The sequence below is a fragment of the Arthrobacter sp. H35-D1 genome (assembly GCF_030063185.1).
GTDB lineage: Bacteria > Actinomycetota > Actinomycetes > Actinomycetales > Micrococcaceae > Specibacter.
Genome location: NZ_JASISP010000036.1, coordinates 1 through 16582, shown reverse-complemented (window position 1 = coordinate 16582; position 16582 = coordinate 1). Strand labels below are relative to the sequence as shown.

16 protein-coding genes, 1 tRNA gene and 3 pseudogenes are annotated in these 16582 nt (G+C 60.3%); 8 read left to right on the top strand and 12 right to left on the bottom strand.

Translation table 11 applies throughout. The features are described from left to right. Positions 1-176 precede the first annotated feature (176 nt). Together QMG25_RS19470 and QMG25_RS19465 are read left to right on the top strand one after the other, a co-directional pair. Positions 177-584 carry a hypothetical protein gene (locus QMG25_RS19470; protein WP_283462747.1) on the top strand — a complete coding sequence of 136 codons (408 nt, stop codon included), beginning with the start codon at positions 177-179 and terminating at the stop codon, positions 582-584. Between the two features lie 293 nt (positions 585-877). Next, positions 878-2080: pseudogene (locus tag QMG25_RS19465) on the top strand (ISAzo13 family transposase); the annotation flags it as partial. A gap of 22 nt (positions 2081-2102) precedes the next feature. On the opposite strand, the gene QMG25_RS19460 reads toward QMG25_RS19465, so the two are convergent. The 6 genes and pseudogenes from QMG25_RS19460 to QMG25_RS19435 form a co-directional block, all read right to left on the bottom strand. Next, positions 2103-2486, bottom strand: coding sequence for a Mu transposase domain-containing protein (locus QMG25_RS19460; RefSeq protein ID WP_283462746.1), 384 nt, complete (start codon positions 2484-2486; stop codon positions 2103-2105). 123 nt (positions 2487-2609) lie between these two features. Then, a complete protein-coding gene (locus QMG25_RS19455) occupies positions 2610-2843 on the bottom strand; it encodes a transposase (protein ID WP_283462745.1) in 234 nt (77 codons plus the stop codon). 470 nt (positions 2844-3313) lie between these two features. Further along, positions 3314-3935 (bottom strand): annotated as a pseudogene (locus QMG25_RS19450) (IS1595 family transposase); the annotation flags it as partial. A 41-nt stretch (positions 3936-3976) separates the two neighbouring features. Further along, a pseudogene (locus tag QMG25_RS19445) lies at positions 3977-4505 on the bottom strand (transposase); the annotation flags it as partial. Between the two features lie 229 nt (positions 4506-4734). Next, positions 4735-4807 (bottom strand) — tRNA-Ala (locus tag QMG25_RS19440). A gap of 120 nt (positions 4808-4927) precedes the next feature. Continuing rightward, on the bottom strand, positions 4928-5239 hold the full coding sequence (locus QMG25_RS19435) for a hexameric tyrosine-coordinated heme protein (protein ID WP_283462744.1): 312 nt from the start codon (positions 5237-5239) through the stop codon (positions 4928-4930). 43 nt (positions 5240-5282) lie between these two features. Here QMG25_RS19435 and QMG25_RS19430 point away from each other — a divergent pair, with 43 nt between their 5' ends. Further along, the gene (locus QMG25_RS19430; protein ID WP_283462743.1) at positions 5283-5705 is read left to right on the top strand and encodes a VOC family protein; all 423 of its coding nucleotides are present in this window, start codon (positions 5283-5285) and stop codon (positions 5703-5705) included. Between the two features lie 46 nt (positions 5706-5751). Here QMG25_RS19430 and QMG25_RS19425 read toward each other — a convergent pair whose 3' ends face one another. From QMG25_RS19425 to dgoD, 6 genes are all read right to left on the bottom strand, one after another. Beyond that, positions 5752-6531: an SDR family oxidoreductase gene (locus QMG25_RS19425; protein WP_283462742.1), complete on the bottom strand. Its 780-nt coding sequence runs from the start codon at positions 6529-6531 to the stop codon at positions 5752-5754. A gap of 63 nt (positions 6532-6594) precedes the next feature. Then, entirely contained in the window at positions 6595-7791 is a 1197-nt protein-coding gene (locus QMG25_RS19420; protein WP_283462740.1) for an ROK family transcriptional regulator, read from the bottom strand. Continuing rightward, positions 7781-8431, bottom strand: a complete 651-nt coding sequence (locus tag QMG25_RS19415) for a bifunctional 4-hydroxy-2-oxoglutarate aldolase/2-dehydro-3-deoxy-phosphogluconate aldolase (protein WP_283462739.1) — start codon at positions 8429-8431, stop codon at positions 7781-7783. Before QMG25_RS19415 ends, QMG25_RS19420 begins: the two co-directional genes overlap by 11 nt. Continuing rightward, entirely contained in the window at positions 8428-9351 is a 924-nt protein-coding gene (locus QMG25_RS19410) for a sugar kinase (protein ID WP_283462738.1), read from the bottom strand. Before QMG25_RS19410 ends, QMG25_RS19415 begins: the two co-directional genes overlap by 4 nt. Further along, positions 9348-10268, bottom strand: a complete 921-nt coding sequence (locus QMG25_RS19405) for an SMP-30/gluconolactonase/LRE family protein (protein WP_283462737.1) — start codon at positions 10266-10268, stop codon at positions 9348-9350. The genes QMG25_RS19410 and QMG25_RS19405 overlap by 4 nt, the downstream gene beginning before the upstream one ends. 5 nt (positions 10269-10273) lie before the next feature. Continuing rightward, entirely contained in the window at positions 10274-11419 is a 1146-nt protein-coding gene (gene dgoD, locus QMG25_RS19400) for a galactonate dehydratase (protein WP_283462736.1), read from the bottom strand. A 294-nt stretch (positions 11420-11713) separates the two neighbouring features. Here dgoD and QMG25_RS19395 point away from each other — a divergent pair, with 294 nt between their 5' ends. The 5 genes from QMG25_RS19395 to QMG25_RS19375 form a co-directional block, all read left to right on the top strand. Further along, on the top strand, positions 11714-13024 hold the full coding sequence (locus QMG25_RS19395) for an ABC transporter substrate-binding protein (RefSeq protein ID WP_283462735.1): 1311 nt from the start codon (positions 11714-11716) through the stop codon (positions 13022-13024). Positions 13025-13027: 3 nt separating this feature from the next. Beyond that, positions 13028-13978: a carbohydrate ABC transporter permease gene (locus QMG25_RS19390; protein ID WP_283462734.1), complete on the top strand. Its 951-nt coding sequence runs from the start codon at positions 13028-13030 to the stop codon at positions 13976-13978. Between the two features lie 17 nt (positions 13979-13995). Continuing rightward, a complete protein-coding gene (locus QMG25_RS19385; protein ID WP_283462733.1) occupies positions 13996-14940 on the top strand; it encodes a carbohydrate ABC transporter permease in 945 nt (314 codons plus the stop codon). Positions 14941-14960: 20 nt separating this feature from the next. Further along, positions 14961-15728: an NAD-dependent epimerase/dehydratase family protein gene (locus tag QMG25_RS19380; protein WP_283462732.1), complete on the top strand. Its 768-nt coding sequence runs from the start codon at positions 14961-14963 to the stop codon at positions 15726-15728. 93 nt (positions 15729-15821) lie between these two features. Then, on the top strand, positions 15822-16582 hold a 761-nt coding region (locus QMG25_RS19375), incomplete at its 3' end, for a hypothetical protein (protein WP_502866455.1).

Below are 16582 nucleotides of genomic sequence, written 5' to 3'. Positions count from 1 at the left end.
ATTAGAATCGCCGACACCGCCATGGCAGCCCTGCCCATCACCCGACACGAATTCCACGGCGAATGGAACTACACCCTCAACCCCAACAAAGCACCATAACCCCGTGTTAAAAACTGGCAGTCCCTTAGTGGGCAGCATAGCGTTGCATCCGGACTGTGGAGACTCCGCGTTCGGGCATGTACCGGATTTCTTCGATCGTTGCGTGTGGGATGGGGAAGCGGGCCTTGCTGATGTGCTTGTCGATCCGGTTTGAGCGCCGGAGATCCAGCGCCTCATCCACGGTGGCAAGGAACAGCTCCTCCGGTGTTTTGAGATCGTTGCTGTCGTCTTTTGAGTTGTTCCTCGAGTTGGCGGGCGACCTGGGTGATGGGCAACGCCCGGAATTTCTCGTAGTCAACACCGGTGCACATCGCCTGCTACCGGCCTTCCTGGTAGTAATTGGCGCCGCGAACATACACATCGCCGTGTTCACCAATCTCGGTTTTGGCCGGGACTTTCTTCATGTTTGGTGCCGCTGGCAATGGCGGACGGTTTGTTGGCTGTCGCTGTTCATCGAGGCCATCAGCCGTTTGAGAGTGGTGTAAGTGGGATAGCCGTGTTGGTTCAGGATTTGTTGGCACGTCGCCTCTAAACGTTGCCTGTTGTTCTTACCTAGGCCCTCCAGAATGTTCTGGCAGTCCAGAAAGGCTTGTGGGCCTGGATTTTCGGGCGGGCCAGGACCGTCTCGATGACCCTGATCGTCGCGGGGCCGAAGCTGCGGGCGCGGTCAAGGAACCACTTCAGGGACCAGAGGCCCGCCAGATCCTGATGCAGTTTGGGTAAGGGCTCGTCAGTAAATAAGCCGGTGTGTTGCTGTTTGGGGGCCTATCGTTGTGGTATGGCCATTGGTGCGGAAGTGGAAGCGGGGATCCGGGGAAAGTTCGATTCGCTGTTCCCGCATTTGGATGAGAGACAGCGGCGTTTGGCGATGGGCGCCGAGGCGCGGTCGTTGGGCCATGGCGGGATCAAGGCCGTTGCCCGGGCGGCCGGGGCCAGCCCGACGACGGTCGCGCGGGGCGTGGCGGAGTTGGAGGCCGGCGGGGATCCGTTGAAACGGGTGCGCCAGCCCGGCGCTGGCCGCAAGCCCCAGACCCTCAAGGATCCCGGACTGGTTGCGGCGCTGCTGTCGCTGGTGGAACCGGAGGAACGCGGGGACCCGATGTCGCCGCTGCGCTGGACCACAAAGTCCATCCGGGCCTTGGCCGATGAACTCAGCCGGACGGGGCACCGGGTCTCGGCCTGGACGGTGGCGAACCTGCTCCACGAGCAGGGCTTTAGCCTGCAGGGCAACGCGAAACAGGTCGAGGGAAAAGTCCACGCCGACCGTGACGCCCAGTTCAGCTACCTCAACAACCAAAGCCGCGAACACCTCAACGCCGGGCAGCCGGTGATCAGTGTCGACACGAAGAAAAAGGAACTCATCGGCCTGTTCACCAATCGCGGGAAGACCTGGCGTCCCGCCGGGGATCCGATGCGGGTGAACGTCCACGACTTCCCCGACCCGGATCTGGGCAAGGCCAACCCCTACGGCATCTACGATGTTGCGGCCAATGACGGCTGGGTCTCGGTCGGCACAGACCACGACACGGCCGCGTTCGCCGTGGAAACGATCCGCCGCTGGTACGCCGGGGTCGGCAGGGCCACCCACCCAGACGCGGAGCGGCTGCTCATCTGCGCCGACGGCGGAGGCTCCAACGGCTACCGGCTCCGTGCCTGGAAAACAGAACTCGCCGCCCTAGCCGCCGAAACCGGGCTGGCCATCACCGTCTGCCACCTGCCACCAGGGACCAGCAAGTGGAACAAAATTGAACACCGGCTCTTCTCCCACATCTCCATGAACTGGCGCGGCCGGCCCCTGACCAGCCACCAGGTCATCATCGACCTGATCGGCACCACCACCACTCGCACCGGGCTCACGGTCCACGCCGAACTCGACGATTCCATCTACCCCACCGGCATCAGGATCAGCGACACCGAAATGAATGCCCTGCCCATCACCCGCCACGACTTCCACGGCGAATGGAACTACACCCTCCAACCCACCCAAACGACATAACACCGTGTCATTTACTCGCAGGCCCTAAGTGTCCGGCCATGGTCGAGTACTGGCCCTTGCGCCCGTGTTTGCGCGGATGTCCACAGGCCACGGCCTCGCCATCGAAGACCGTGATTTTCACTGCGGCCAGCCGGACCTTCAAGATTGTCCCGGTCAGCTTATAGGGCACCGAGTAATGCTGATAATCGTCGGTGACATGGTATTTCCGTCCAATTTTCAGCTGCTTACATTCCACGGATTCAAACCTTTCCGAAAGCAAGGGCTGCAGCAGCTGCGCTTCCTCCAAAGTGAAGTGCTGGCTCCTGGTCGTGCCATCCACTCGCCTGATCTGTTCATTGATCTCATGGGCCCGCCATCGACGGCCGTGTTCAACTCCGCCAACGTCATCCAAACCTCCTCGCTCAGATACCCGATGACCCGTTTGTTAGCGACGTTGACCGCAGATTCTGGAGCAGCCTTATCCGTCTTATCCCCAATTAGGGATAAGCGCGAAGGTGCGTATCCGGTTGTTAGCTCAGGTTCTTCGTGTGGTGCCGGGCCCTTGGGCCACGATTTCCCGCAACGTCGTGGGGTTATGGTTCGACTCCAGCCTGAGGAGACTTTGGAAGGCTGACATGGGTGAGCGCCGACGGTTGTAGCGACAGACGAACTCGTCCAGATAGACCTGCAGGTGTCCATTGCTCACGGCGGGGTGGGTGCCTCGCAGCCAGGACTTGAAGTCGCTGATGGCTCTGTGAACACGCGGCATGACGGGTTATGTTTCTCCGGTGCGTTTGGCCGCCCTTCTTCGCGAGCAGGACATAGGGACCCCCTCCGTCTGAGTTAAGCCGAATTCGGCTTAACAGCGATTAAGCCGAGAATTTCGTTAAGCTGAGTGACGGCTCGGGGGACTCGTGTTTGCGCTGTGTCAGGTCCAGTTTTGCGGCTTAATCGTTCGTAGATTATTGGAAGACCCGACCATCCATGGTCCGCAGTGGTCAGGTCAATCCTCGAACGTGGAATCGTCAGCTGATGGGCAAGGCGGCATTCGGTGCCTGAATCACTATGTCAAGCAGGAGGTCGCAGTTGAAGCTCATGGGTAGCGGTCCTACCTTCGTGGCGGAGCCGCGGTCCGTGGAACAAAAACGAACCAGAAAGTTAAGCCGAGGAATCTATCCCTGAACCCCGGAGCGACGCGGTCAGAAGCTCGGCGCTCGGCTTAACGGATTTGTCGGCTTAATCCGTATGGACAACCGCATCAGGTGCCACGGTGTCATGGACGAAGTTATACAAAGTCGGTCCTGAAGCATCCGGGATGACTTGCATGCGGATCCGTCCGGAGTCCTGACCGCGGGCCTCAACGGCCACAACAACATGGGCGGCCTTGGCAATCCTGCTGCGCCCGCCACTCCTGCCCTTTTCAACCCCGCCGACCTCGCATTCATCAACTTCGACCTCCCCCGTCAGGCAAGGTGCGCTGGGGGTTGACCATGGCTCGGCGCAGGTTGTGCAGCATCGTCCACGCGCTCTCATAGCGGCTGAGTCCGAGCTCGCGCTGTATCTGCACTGCAGAGATCCTGGGTGTGCTGGTCGTCATCAGATATGCCGCCCAAAACCAGTACTGGAGCGGCAGATGGGTCTTGTGTAGCACCGTCCCGGCCGTTAGCGAGGTTTGACGATGTCAGCCAGCACATTCCCAAAGGATCCGCGTTGAAAGGGGCCAACCCTTCCGCTCATGACATCGTGGGCAAACAAAGCCCTCGGGCCATCGGCAGGCAAACAAATACTCCAAACAGGACGGCTCATGACCGAACCTCGCCTGGAACTCCAGAATCGACCGCGGAAAGCCCGGACCGGCCATCATCCAAAACTACACCTGAGCTAATACGAAAGTAAGGTGTGTCAGGCTGCCTCCCGATTGCTCAGGGTGATGTTGTAGCCGAGGGCTTGGAGGCGGCCGATGGCGTTGTTCTTGGTTCGGGTGGGATCCTTTTGGGTGAAGAAGTCCGATCCCGGGTCGTGGTAGCACTCACCCTGGGCGAGCATGTGCCACACGGCGGTGAGAATGGAGTGCTCGGTGGAGACGATGGCTTTCATTTTGCCGCGGCGCACGATGAGTCTCTTGTAGCGGGCCCCGAGGCAGCTGTTCTTGGGGTGGCGGGCAGTGGACAGTGCGGCGATGCCCAGCGCACCTTTGAGGTAGCGGTTCCCGGGGCGGGTCTTGGTGGACTTGACCCGGCCGGCGGATTCGTTGGAGCCCGGCCCAGGAGGCCAGCCGGCCGGGGGTTTCAAAGCGGGCCATGTCCGCCCCGGTTTCGGCGATGATGACGTCGGCGACAACGATGGATACCCCGGGAATGGTGGCAAGGAATTCCCGGGCCGTTTGAAAGGGTTCCATCGCCTCATCGATCCGCGTGGTGATTTTATTGACCCACTTGGCGCGCGACAACTAAGGCCGAGAGGTGTCTCGGAACCCGTGCGGTATGAAAAAATCAAAACCCGGTTCCGCGACACAAGAGGATCACCGGAAGCTGCCGCCGACAATCAGAGCTGAATTCTAGTGAGTTACAAATAAAGCGTGTCGCTCCCATGGCTTGGGACCGATCAGGCAAGAAAAAGCCCTTCACCCCAGCATTTCCGTGGGTTAGAGCGTTGTTCGGTGGAGCTAAGGAGATTCGAACTCCTGACCTCTTCGATGCGAACGAAGCGCGCTACCAACTGCGCCATAGCCCCGTGGCGACCGTAAGACCACCAGCATTTCTAGGTTAAACCCAGATCAGGCAGATTTCAAACTGTTCCGCGGTCAAGGCCGCCGACGGGACGTCTGGCCGTCCAGTCGCGCGGCCCGGGTGCTCAAGTCTCCCTGCGCCAGTAATTGCTAGCTGCAGCAACGGTGGCGAACTCGATCGCGACAACATGGGCCGCTGCCGTGAGGGAATCGGGATCGTGTGAATAGTTCGGGCGCAGCGCATCCCGCACTTCTGCGTCCGGCTGGATCGCCCCGACTCTCTTACGCGCCAGCATCATGGCCAGCTGCCGCGGCTCTGCGGGAGTTGACGTAATCAACGCACCGCCAAGAATCATTTCCACTTTCGTCTCACCTTGCACCACGCGACGGTGGGCCTCAGGCTGCTCCACAAATCCGAATAAAACGATGAAAATCATTCAAACCCTAGCCGCTGGCGAAACCGCGTGAAACGATGCATTCATGCCCATCACTACCAGCTCAATTAACCACATTCGCTTGACAGTCACGGACATCGAGCGGTCGAGGGCCTTCTATGAAGGCCTGTTTGCTTGGCCGGTCGCGATTGAGATGCCTGCGGACACCCCTGAAGATGATCAGGAACGCTATGCATTTCTCTACGGAGGTGTCATATACAACCTTGGCCATTCCCTTCTAGGACTCCGGCCGGTTTCAGCAGACTCCTTTGATGAAAACCGGACAGGTTTGGACCACATCAGCCTTGACGTTGCATCGCCTGCCGAACTCGACGTGGCCGTCTCACTTCTTGACCTTCAGGGCATCGTCCATGACGGCATCAAGGACATCGGCGACGGCTTCATCTTGGAATTCCGCGATCCGGACAACATTGCCCTGGAACTTTATGCTCCGAAGACTCCAAAGTGACGCGCTCGACCGGCACCTCCTTGGGTTGCGAGGGGCGTTACACGTCCTAGTGCTGCAATTGCAACCATTCGCCAAACCCAACATTGCCAACAGCATGTTCAGGCACCAAGTTCTTGCCGAGCCGTAAAAATGCCCCAAAGGCTCCGGGCAGCGGCACAGCCGAGACCATGGCCTTGCTGCCCGTGACAGCCTTCCATTCCTGCGCCAGCGCTTTCATGGTGGCCACTGCCGGTCCACCGGCGATGACTTCGCTGCGCAACGCCTCACCCTCAACTGCTTCGGCCAACAAAACCCGGGCGACGTCCGACGTCGAAATCGACTGAAAAGACACGCCTCGAAACGCCGGGATCAAGCCGACTTTCGCTCCTGTGGCAAAAATGCCCGACACCAAGTTGTGAAACTGCGTGGCGTACACAACGCTTGTGGGCAGCTCGGCCCGTTCGTAGTTGCGGGCTCTGGCTGCCTGGACTTGGTAATATCCCAAGGAGCACTCGTCCGCGCGAGCAATGGTGAGCAGCACGCAGCGCCTCACCCCGGCACGCCTGGAGGCTGCCAAAACGTCCGCAGTCAAGGCCGGCATGGCCTTCAGCGACGCACCGGACCGGGCGTCCAGTGTTTCCACCACGGCGTCCACACCTGCCAATCCGTCTGCCACACCGTCACCGGAACGAAAATCGGCGCGCACGTACTCGGCACCCGACACCCGGGCCCGAATCTCCGGTAGTTGGCGGCTCAGCGACCTCATCGTGCAGCCCGTGGCAACGCCGTGTTCAATCACGGCCCGCCCAGCAAGCCCCGTGCCACCGGCAACTGCAATCACCACCATGGTGGCCACACTACCCGCAGCTTCGTGGCAACAGAATAGCCGGACTGCGGGACGGGCAGCAGGCTAGAGCGAGCCCAGATTGTCCATGGTGGATGTTTTGGCCATTTCCTTGATGGCCAGGGCCGCCCCGCCGCGGGCGCCTGTGGCGGCACCGGGAGGCAAAGCTGCCTGAGCCACAGAGACATGGGAACTTGTCAGCGGCAGCGAATGACTCTTCAGGGCCGCTGTGAGCGGACCCAGGAATGGCTCGCCCGTCTGCGCCAGTTCACCACCAATGACCATGAGCTCCGGGTCCAACAAGTTGGAGATGCCTGCCAGGAATCGTCCCGTCAAGTCACCGATTTCAGCAAGTACCGTCAGACACTCCGGATTGCCATTGGCTGTCTCGCGCAGCACGTCGTCCCAGGCCGCCGCCTCGCCCAATGCTGGACGCAACAGCGCGAGCACATGCGCCGTTCCGGTGCGCAATACCAAGCATCCCCTGTTGCCACAGGGACAGGTTGCGCCATTGATGTCGGTGGACATATGGCCAATTTCCCCTGCAGCGCCGATGCTTCCGCGGTACAGTTCCCCCTCCGAGAACAGAGCCATCCCCACTCCGCTGGAAAAGCTCACATAGAGCATGTTGTCGCTGTGCTGTCCGGCGCCCCACTGCTTTTCCGCAAAGCCCTCAAGCCGCGAGTTGTTCTCAACAAAGAACTGAAAAGGCAGGTGACGGGCGAAGACACTGCGCACGTCGAGCATCGACCAAGGCTGTCCCGGGAGGGACCCGCCCACCATGTCCGTGCGCCTGTCGATTTGCCCCGGCACACCCACGCCGACGCCCACGATCTTGGAATCTTCAATGGCTTTTTCATCCAACAGCCCACGCAGCGCGCTAGCTGCCGCCACTACCCGGGACTCCGCAGTGGCGGCGGTGTCGACGGTCAGGATTGCCTCGCCCACGGTGGATCCGGCCAGGTCCGAGGCACTGATGGCAACTTTGTCCAGCGTAAAGTCAATCCCGAGGCTAAAGCCCGCCGCCGGGTTGATGGACACGAGTTCGTGCCCCCGGCGGATGGTTTTGTGTTCCGGCTTGAGGTTCAGCACCACATTGCGTTCCAACAGCTCGTTGATGATGTTGGTAATGGTTGTCCGCGAGGTTTTCATCCGCCGAGCGAGCTCGGCCCTGTGGACGGGCCCCTCATTCAACAACAATTCCAGCACTTGGCGCGTATTGGTGGCCCGCAGCCCCTTCAAGGCACCGCCGCTAGTCTCCATTCGCAACTCCCTTCAACCTCTGGCCTGGCACGTCAGCCCTTTCGCTCAGAAGCTCGGAAAGCAGCCCCAGCTGTCGTGGATCTTCCAAGGCGGAGCCTACTGCAATAACCCGGGCACCTGCCTCAAGGTAGGTTCTTGCGTTGTGGGCGTCCATGCCGCCGGTCGACACGAACTTGATTCCAGGGAAAGGCCCCCCCATCGCTTTGAACCAGGCAGTTCCCAGCACACTGGCCGGAAAGGCCTTGACCCATTGCAACCCCTGGCCCATGGCCACTTGAATGTCGCTGGGCGTGGCAACGCCGGGCAAATGGGCCAGCCCGGCATCGGCACACGCCTGGATAACGTCCAAGCTGGTCCCGGGGCTGACGGTGAAGGCAGCCCCGCACTCCTTGGCCTGTCCCACGTGCGTGATATTCAAGACTGTTCCAGCACCGACCACGAAGTCGCGTTCCTTGGCGGCCTGCGCCAGTGCCTCCAACGTTTCGAGGTCTTCCGGAGTCTGGATGGGCACCTCCAGCGAGGTCACACCAATGTCCCACGCCGACTTTGCCACCTCGAGGGTCCGCTGGGTACCCAACCCCCGCAAAATGGCCATGATCGGGGTGTTGGAAAACATGTTGTCAAAGAACTCGTTGTTCAATGCCTGCCGCCTCTTTCTTCAGTGCTGGAAATTTCGAGTGCCTGAAAATCGTCGGTGCTTGACAAGGCCCTCGCCGCAAATTGGTGTCCCCGTGCCAGCCGTTCCGGGGCTTGACCGCCTTCGAGCAAGGCGGAAAGCCACCCTGCGGCAAACGCGTCCCCGGCACCCACCACTTCAACGACCTCCACCACGGATGCCGGGGCGAAAGTGGATCCCATGCCGTCAAATTCAGTGGCACCGACGGCGCCGTCCTTGACGATGACCGTGGCAGCCTCCCCCATCAGCTCCCGTACGTCGCGTGCGGTCTCAATCCACGGCCACAAAGTCTGCGCTTCATCCAGTCCGACGAAGGTGTAGCTGGCTTGCCGTGCATAGTTCAACAAAACCTCCGCAGCATTCTCGACACTCCACAGCCCCGGGCGGTAGTTGACATCGAACGACACCGGCACGCCCTCCCGCTTGGCTCTGTCAAAGAGCCGCTGCACAAGCTGTGCGCACGACTTCGAAAGCGCAGGGGTGATCCCGGACAGATACAGCAGCCGCACCTTGCCCCAGGGCACCGACTCCACCATTTCGGGTCCCATGAGCGCTGCTGCGGAATTCTTGCGGTAGTAGTGCACGGTGGTCGACTCCACACCGGGGTTTTTGAACATCACGCCCGTTGGGGCGGTAGAATCAACGCCAACGTGTGAGGTGTCAACGCCGTTCTTTGCCAGCGTCTGTGTCACCCTCCTGCCCAACGGATCGTCTCCAACCCGGCTGACCCAGGCAACCGTGTGCCCCCAATCGGCCAGCCACTGTGCCAGGTTCGATTCCGCCCCTGCCGTCGCCACTGAAAAAGCAGTCGCTGTTTCCAGCGGTTCGGCCGTTGTTGGGGCAACAGCGGCCATCGTCTCGCCCACGGCGATTACATCGATCACCGCGCCCCCTCCCGGTCCTCAACCACTGAGATGCTCAGGGGCCCACGGTAGGCGCGTGCAGTAGGCCCACCCACTCCAACCGTGACGCAGAACAGCTTCCCGGCGTCGGGCTGCTCCTGCTCCCAGCCATCCGCCAGCCATCCGCTGCAGGTGGTAATGATGAGCAAGTTCCCTGCAAGTGCTACGGCAGTTGGCCGTTGCACCGGGACATGGACGACGGCGAGCAGCTCACCTTCGGGCGCGTAGCGGTGGACCGCCCACCCATCCCACAGCGCAACCCAAATACAGCCTGCGTCGTCCACGACCAGGCCGTCGGGATCCCCTTCCCCAGCTGGGAAACTGACGACGTCGGTGCTACCGATGATCCCCTCTTGCGGATCGATGTCGAAGCGGCGAAGCACCCGGGTGCTTGTGTCCACGTAGTAGGCGTGGCGGCCGTCGGCGGAGAAGTCCAGCCCGTTGGATATGCCGATGCCGTCCAGGACGACCTGGCCGTTGCCCGAGGTGTCGAAGCGCCAGAGGCGCCCCTCCCCGGCAACGCCGTTCTTGCCCATGGAACCAACCCACAGGTTGCCCTCGGTATCTGCTGCGCCGTCGTTGAACGCCGTCGGGCGGGCAGCTTCCGGAGCTGCCAACTTAGAGATGACGCCGTCGTAGGCGAGATGGATGAGCTCGCTCTCGCGCGCCATCACCCATCCGGTCCCCGGTTCCGGCAGCGGCGTTGCCGGCCCTGCCATGCCTGCCACGTCAAGGCTGCGCAGCAGCTCGAAACTGGCACCTGCCACGGTGCCCACATGAACGTTGCCGCCGGTGATGTCCGTCCACAGCAGCTCGCCGGTGCGGGCATCCATCCTGGGAGTCTCGCCCAGCTCGGCACGCGGCCCGCCCATGCAGGCTGCAGTCAATTCCACGGGCATGGTGCCTACCATTCCAGGAACGAGTTGTCGTTATGGCGCCAGATGGAGTTGCGCCAGCGGTGCGGCGTCAAGGCAGCATGACGCACCTTTTCCTCGTCAATGCCGATGCCGAGTCCCGGCGCCACGGGCCGTTCAATGTAGCCCGTTCCCATATTGAAGACCTCCGGCTCCTCCAAGTAGTCAAAGAGGTCCGGGCCTTCTTGATATCCGGCCCCGCGGCTCTGTTCCTGAAGCAGGAAGTTGGGGCTGGCAATGTCCACCTGCAAGCTGGCCGCCAAGGCAATGGGGCCCAGCGGGCAATGCGGAGCCAGCTGAACGCCATAGGCTTCCGCCATCGCCGCGATGCGGCGCACTTCGGAGATGCCTCCAGCGTGACTCAAATCCGGTTGAACCACACTGACGCCATTGCCCAGAACGGTCTTGAAATCCCATCGGGAGTAGAGTCGCTCCCCCAAGGCCAACGGGATCGATGTTGCCTGGGCAATCTGGCCAAGGTCACCGGAGAGCTCGGGCATGAGCACCTCTTCGGCAAAGATGGGCAAATATTCCTCCATCAAAGGCAGGACCCGACGGGACATGGCCGGGGTGAACCTGCCATGGAAGTCCAAGGCGATATCCAACTCGTCACCGCCAGCTTCACGGACTGCGGCCAGCAAGTTCACCATGGAACGAATGGTTGCTGCCGTGTCGAGAGGGGCGAGCTTGCCCACGGGGCAAAACTTCACTGCGGTAAAGCCCTCCTCCATGGCTTCCCGTGTCGAATCGGAAAGCTCAGCCGGGCTCTCCCCATGGATCCAGGTGTACATGCGCACCTTGTCCCGGACGGGACCGCCGAGCAGCTCATAGACGGGGACATCCAAGGCCTTGCCCTTGATATCCCACAGCGCCTGGTCAATGCCCGCCACAGCACTGGAAAAGACAGGTCCGCCCCGGTAGAAGCCGCCCTTCGTCAGAACCTGCCAGTGGTCCTCAATCTTGGAGGCATCTTCACCGATAAGGTAGTCGGACATCTCGGCTACTGCGGCAGCCACAGTTTCGGCCCGCCCTTCAACGATGGGCTCGCCCCACCCCACCAGGCCATTCTCGGTTTCCACCCTGAGGAACAGCCAGCGCGGCGGCACCTGAAACGTTTCTATCTTAGTAATTTTCATGCTTCATCCCTTGGTCCAAGGTCTTCAGTCCTGTGTGTGCAGGCAGATGGGGCAAGTCAAAGCCACCGCGCACGGAACGCCACATTCTGGGGCACGCCACTCTAAAAACTGTCAAAATAAATGACATTATCAACAAGAGTGTAGACATAAAGTAACCGTTTCGTATGCAAAAGTTGGTTCCTGTGTCATTTTGTTATTTTTATTGACAAACCAAACACTGTTGTGACTATACTCACAGGCAAGCCAAACTGCACTGCAAGCGGCGAACCAGTCCACTACTTTGAAGGATCCTTCATGACTCACATCAAGCCCTGGCTCAAGGTTGCCACCGGTGCCATCTTGGCAACGTCGGTAGCTTTCACGGCCTCCGGATGCACCACCACCGATGCCCCCTCCGGCGACGGTGAAAAGTCCATGACCTACTGGTCCATGTGGACCGAAACTGAGCCCCAGGCCGAGGTCCTGAAGACTTCACTCGCTGCGTTCGAGAAGGACACCGGAGTCAAGGTCAGCGTGCAGTGGCAGGGACGCAAGGTCCTGGACAAGGTCACCGCAGGGCTTCTCTCCGGCGATGTCCCCGACCTTGTTGACCAGGCCTACGACGCCCTCGGCACAGCCCTTGTCAAGACCAACCAGCTCGAGGACATGGCCCCGGTGTTGAAGGAAGAGATCCCCGGGGAAGACGGCAAGACCGTGGGCGATGTCATTCCGGCCAAGTACATCGATAACCTGCCCACCTATGATGGCGACGTGAAGAACTACATGGTTCCCTACACGATCTCCAATGTCTCCGTGTTCTACAACAAGGCCAACAAGGTTGCCCCGAAAGCCCCCAAGACTTGGGATGAACTGCTTGCCAATTGCAAAAAGGCCGTCGAAGCCGACATGGCCTGCATCGCCTCGGACGGCGATGCCACCTGGGCCAACTCCTACTGGTTTGACTACCTGCTCAACCGCAACGGCGGCGACGGCGCCTTCAAGAAGCTGGTCGAAGACAAGACCGGGGCCTCTTGGGATGATCCGGCTGTAATGGAGACGGCCAAGCAAATCCAGAACCTTGTCGACAGCGGCTACATCATCAAGGGCTACGACGCCTCCAAGTACCCCGAACAGCAGAACGCTTGGGCCGCCAACAAGGCCCTGTACTACCTGATGGGCAGCTGGGCACCGGCGGAGACCGAGAAGTACGCGGCCGAAGGCTTCGATTACGGCGCGTTCAACTTCCCCACCACCTCGGAGTCGTCCACGACGGCCGACGACGTCATCTCCTTTGGCTTTGCGGTTCCGAAGGCCGGCAAGCACACCGCCGAAGCAAAGCAGTTCATTGCCTACTTCGCCAACAAGGACCGCATGGGCGAAATCTCCACAGTTGCCGACAACCTCTCTGCCCGTCCCGACGTCGAAGCGCCGGCCCAGCTGGCCGACGTCGCCACCATCCTAGCTGACAACCCCTCCAGGCTCCCCAACGACGGCGTGTCCGGTGACATCACCGACAAGGGCTTCAACGCAACGTTTGAGCAGCTTTGGCTGGGCAAGCTGACTGCCGAAGAGTATGTCAAGGAAGCCAAGTCCGCCATGGTGGCATACTGGAATGCCAAGGGCTAACTGATGGCTACCCCCGCACTTCCGCTGGCACGTGGGCGCAATACCGGCCGCCCGCGTGCCAGCATGTCCGCCATTGAACGCAGCAGGCGCCGGCTCTTCTGGCCGATGCTTTTGCCCGCGCTGATCTTGATGGCCCTGTTCTACCTGATCCCCATCATTTATGCCGGGTGGCTGAGTCTGAATGAGTGGGACGGCATCAACGAGATGACGTTTATTGGCGCGGACAACTACGTTCGCTTGGCCAAGGACCCCGTATTCATCGGTTCCGTCATCAACACCTTGAAGATTCTTTTCATCGTTGGCATCGTCACTTTTGTCTTCGCCTTCGCCTTGACCATGATCTTGCGGGACATGATGGGCAAGAAGTTTGTTCGCAGTGTGTTGTTCTTCCCCACATTGATCAATGCCATGGTCTTTGGCATCTTTGCGGGCTTCCTGTTCAGCCCTTCCGGACCTGTCAACAAGTTGTTGTTGCTGGTGGGAGTTCAGGACCCGCCCAAGTGGTTGGCGCAGGACAATCTGTTCAACATGATCATGATCGTGATGATTTGGAGTGCCACCGGCTACTTCACCACCATCATCATGTCTGCCGTCGACCAGATCCCCGCCTACTACTACGAGGCAGCAGGACTTGACGGGGCCGGCCCCTGGGCCAAGTTCCGGCATGTGACCTTGCCTTTGGCTTGGGACGTCATCTCCGTCTGCGCCGTGTTGTGGACCATGAGTTCGGTGAAGGTCTTCGAGCTGATTCTTGTCTTTGGCGGGTCCACTGCCAAAGCACCTCCCACGAGCACTTGGTCGACTGCCCTGTACGTCTATCAGGCGGCCTTTGGCACCGGCGGCGACCGTGAGTTTGGCATCTCCGCCGCTTCGGCCATTGTCAGCCTGCTTTTGGTCACCGTCCTGACCATCGGACTGCGGCGCATGCTGCGCCGTGAAAACATTGAAATCTAGGAAGCAAGGTTGAACCAGTGAACCACGTCATAACTCAGCCCCCGCTTCCCACAGAACACGCGAAGGCGTCCCTTCCTCCGAGTAAACCTGCTCGTCGCAGGTCCTCGCGCAAGGACCGGATCAGCCCCGGCGGCTATGTTGGCCGGACCGTTGTCTGGCTGTTGGTGGCCTTCAACCTCTTCCTCCTGGTGTGGATGGCAGTCACGTCCTTGCGGGATACCCGAGACATTGTTCGCGACCCACTGGGAGTGCCCGCAGTCCCGTACTGGGAGAACTTCGCCAACGCCTGGAACACCGGAGGGTTCGGGACTGCGGCCATCAACTCAGTGATTGCCACGCTCGTTTCATCCCTCCTGGTGGTAGCGATTTCCGCGCCTGCAGCTTATGTGTTGGCCAAGTCCACACGGAAGATCTCTTCCTCCTTCACCCTGCTGTTTGTGCTGGGACTCGGTGTTCCGGGCCAGGTGCTGCTGGTGCCCGTCTACATCATGATGGCCAAGTTCCAGGACATCTCGCATCTGCAAATGCTCAACAGCGTTCAGGGACTCATCATCGTTCTTGTCGGTCTGGGAATCCCCTTCACAGTGTTCCTGCTGGCGGGATTCTTCCGTTCCCTGCCGGTGGAGATTGAGGAAGCTGCCGCCATCGACGGATCCTCCGGCTTACGCACCTTTGTCCAGATTGTGCTGCCGCTGGCTCGCTCAGGCTTGGTCACCGCGTTCATGCTCGCGGTGATCACCGGCTGGAACGAAACACTGTTCTCGCTGGTGTTGCTGACGACGTCGGAAAACCGCACGCTGCCAATCGCCTTGCTGGCATTCCTTGACCAGGCACAATTCAACGGCGCCGACTGGGGCGGGCTCTTTGCCGGCATCGTCATGGTGGTCACCCCCGTTCTGGCGCTGTTCATCTGGCTGGGCCGACGCATTGTTGAAGGCATGACAGTGGGCATCAGCAAGTAATCGAAAGGAAAGTTCCGGCCTTGAAACCTCTTCTCCTCCTCACCGGCGGAAATGGCACGGTAGGCCGTTTGTTGCTGGCACACTTGCGCTGCAACTATCGGCTCAGGATCACCACGCGAACTTTCCTAGATTCTCGCCCCTGCATTTTTGCCGAAGAAGACGAGCTCTTGGTCGGAGATTTGGCGGACCCACGCTTCTGCCAGATCGCGGTGGACGGTTGCCATGCGATCGTCCACCTTGCGGCCAACGCCTCTCCATCCGCCTCGGTTGGGGAGGCGTTGGCCAATATCGCCATGATGGACAACTTGCTCTCCGCAGCGCGGGAAATTTCCGTGCACCACATCGTCGTTGCAAGCTCCGTGCACGCCACCGGGCTGGACTACCGCGACGGAGTCAGCAACATCGATCCAGAGCACGCGCCACGGCCCTGCTGCCCCTACGGTGCCAGCAAAATCGCCCTCGAAGCGCTGTCCCGGCTCCACCAGGATGCACAAGGCAATGCGGTCTCTTGCCTCAGGCTTGGTTTGACCGGTTGGCCTTTGACCGAGCGGCAATTTGCCGAGACGTGGTTCTCCACCTGGGATCTGCGCACCTTGATTGATGCCGCACTGAACCGGTCCGCTGGCTTTGGAATTTACCACGCCGTCTCCGCTGATTCGATGCAGCGCTGGAGCACCAAAAATGCCCTGGAAGATTTGGGCTGGTCCCCCAAGGACCGCTGGGAAGTGGACCCTGCCGAAGTACCCCTTTCCACCTACAGCCCCTGTCAACTTTTCCACACCGCGTAGCACCTGCCTCCCCAGCTAAAGGGCCCGTCCCCGCCCCTTTCCCGAGCAGTTCACACCAGAAGACAGACACGCCAAGAGACAGATAGGAAGATAGTGAAACGTCCTTTTTTGAAGGTGGCCGGAGCATTGACGGCAGCACTGATATCGTGCTCGTTCATGCAGGCTGCCGTGGCTGAGCCATCAGCACAGGCTAATGCCACCGAGCCCCCCGCTGCCGCCACCATGGCCACCGTGACCCCCGAACGCGATACAACAAGCGTCCTGCGCAATCCGGGCATGGGCTGGATGGCGTACGCCGAGGAATTTGACCATGCGTTGGCAGACGCCGATGAGTTTTGGGACGAGGTGGGCCCGAACTCAACTGCTTCTTCCGTAGTGTACCTGCGCATTCCGTGGTCCCGCCTGGAACCGACGGAAGGCCGCTACGCTTGGAACGAGGACGCGAACTTCAAGTCGTTCATCAAGCAGGCCAAGGACCATGGCCAACGCCTGGCCTTCCGGGTTTTTGTTGACAGCCAGGACAGCCATCAGCAGGCCACCCCCCAGTTCGTCTTCGATGCCGGCGCCACCGGCTACGCAGCAAATTCGAACCCCAATTTCAAGACCCCTCATTTGTACAAGGAAGTCTTCAAAACCAAATTTGAGAACTTCATGGCCGCGTTCGGTGCACGCTTTGACAACCCCGAAGAAGTGGATTTCGTTGACACGAACACCATCGGCGCCTGGGTGTTGAGCGTCGCGTGGTTTGGTGATGGGCGCGTCAGTGGGGGTGACGATGCGGGCTTTTTCCTGGTGGGTCTTGTTTTGTTTCGTTGGCGGCGTCAGGCTGGCGATGGGTGGCTGATCGCTGCTTA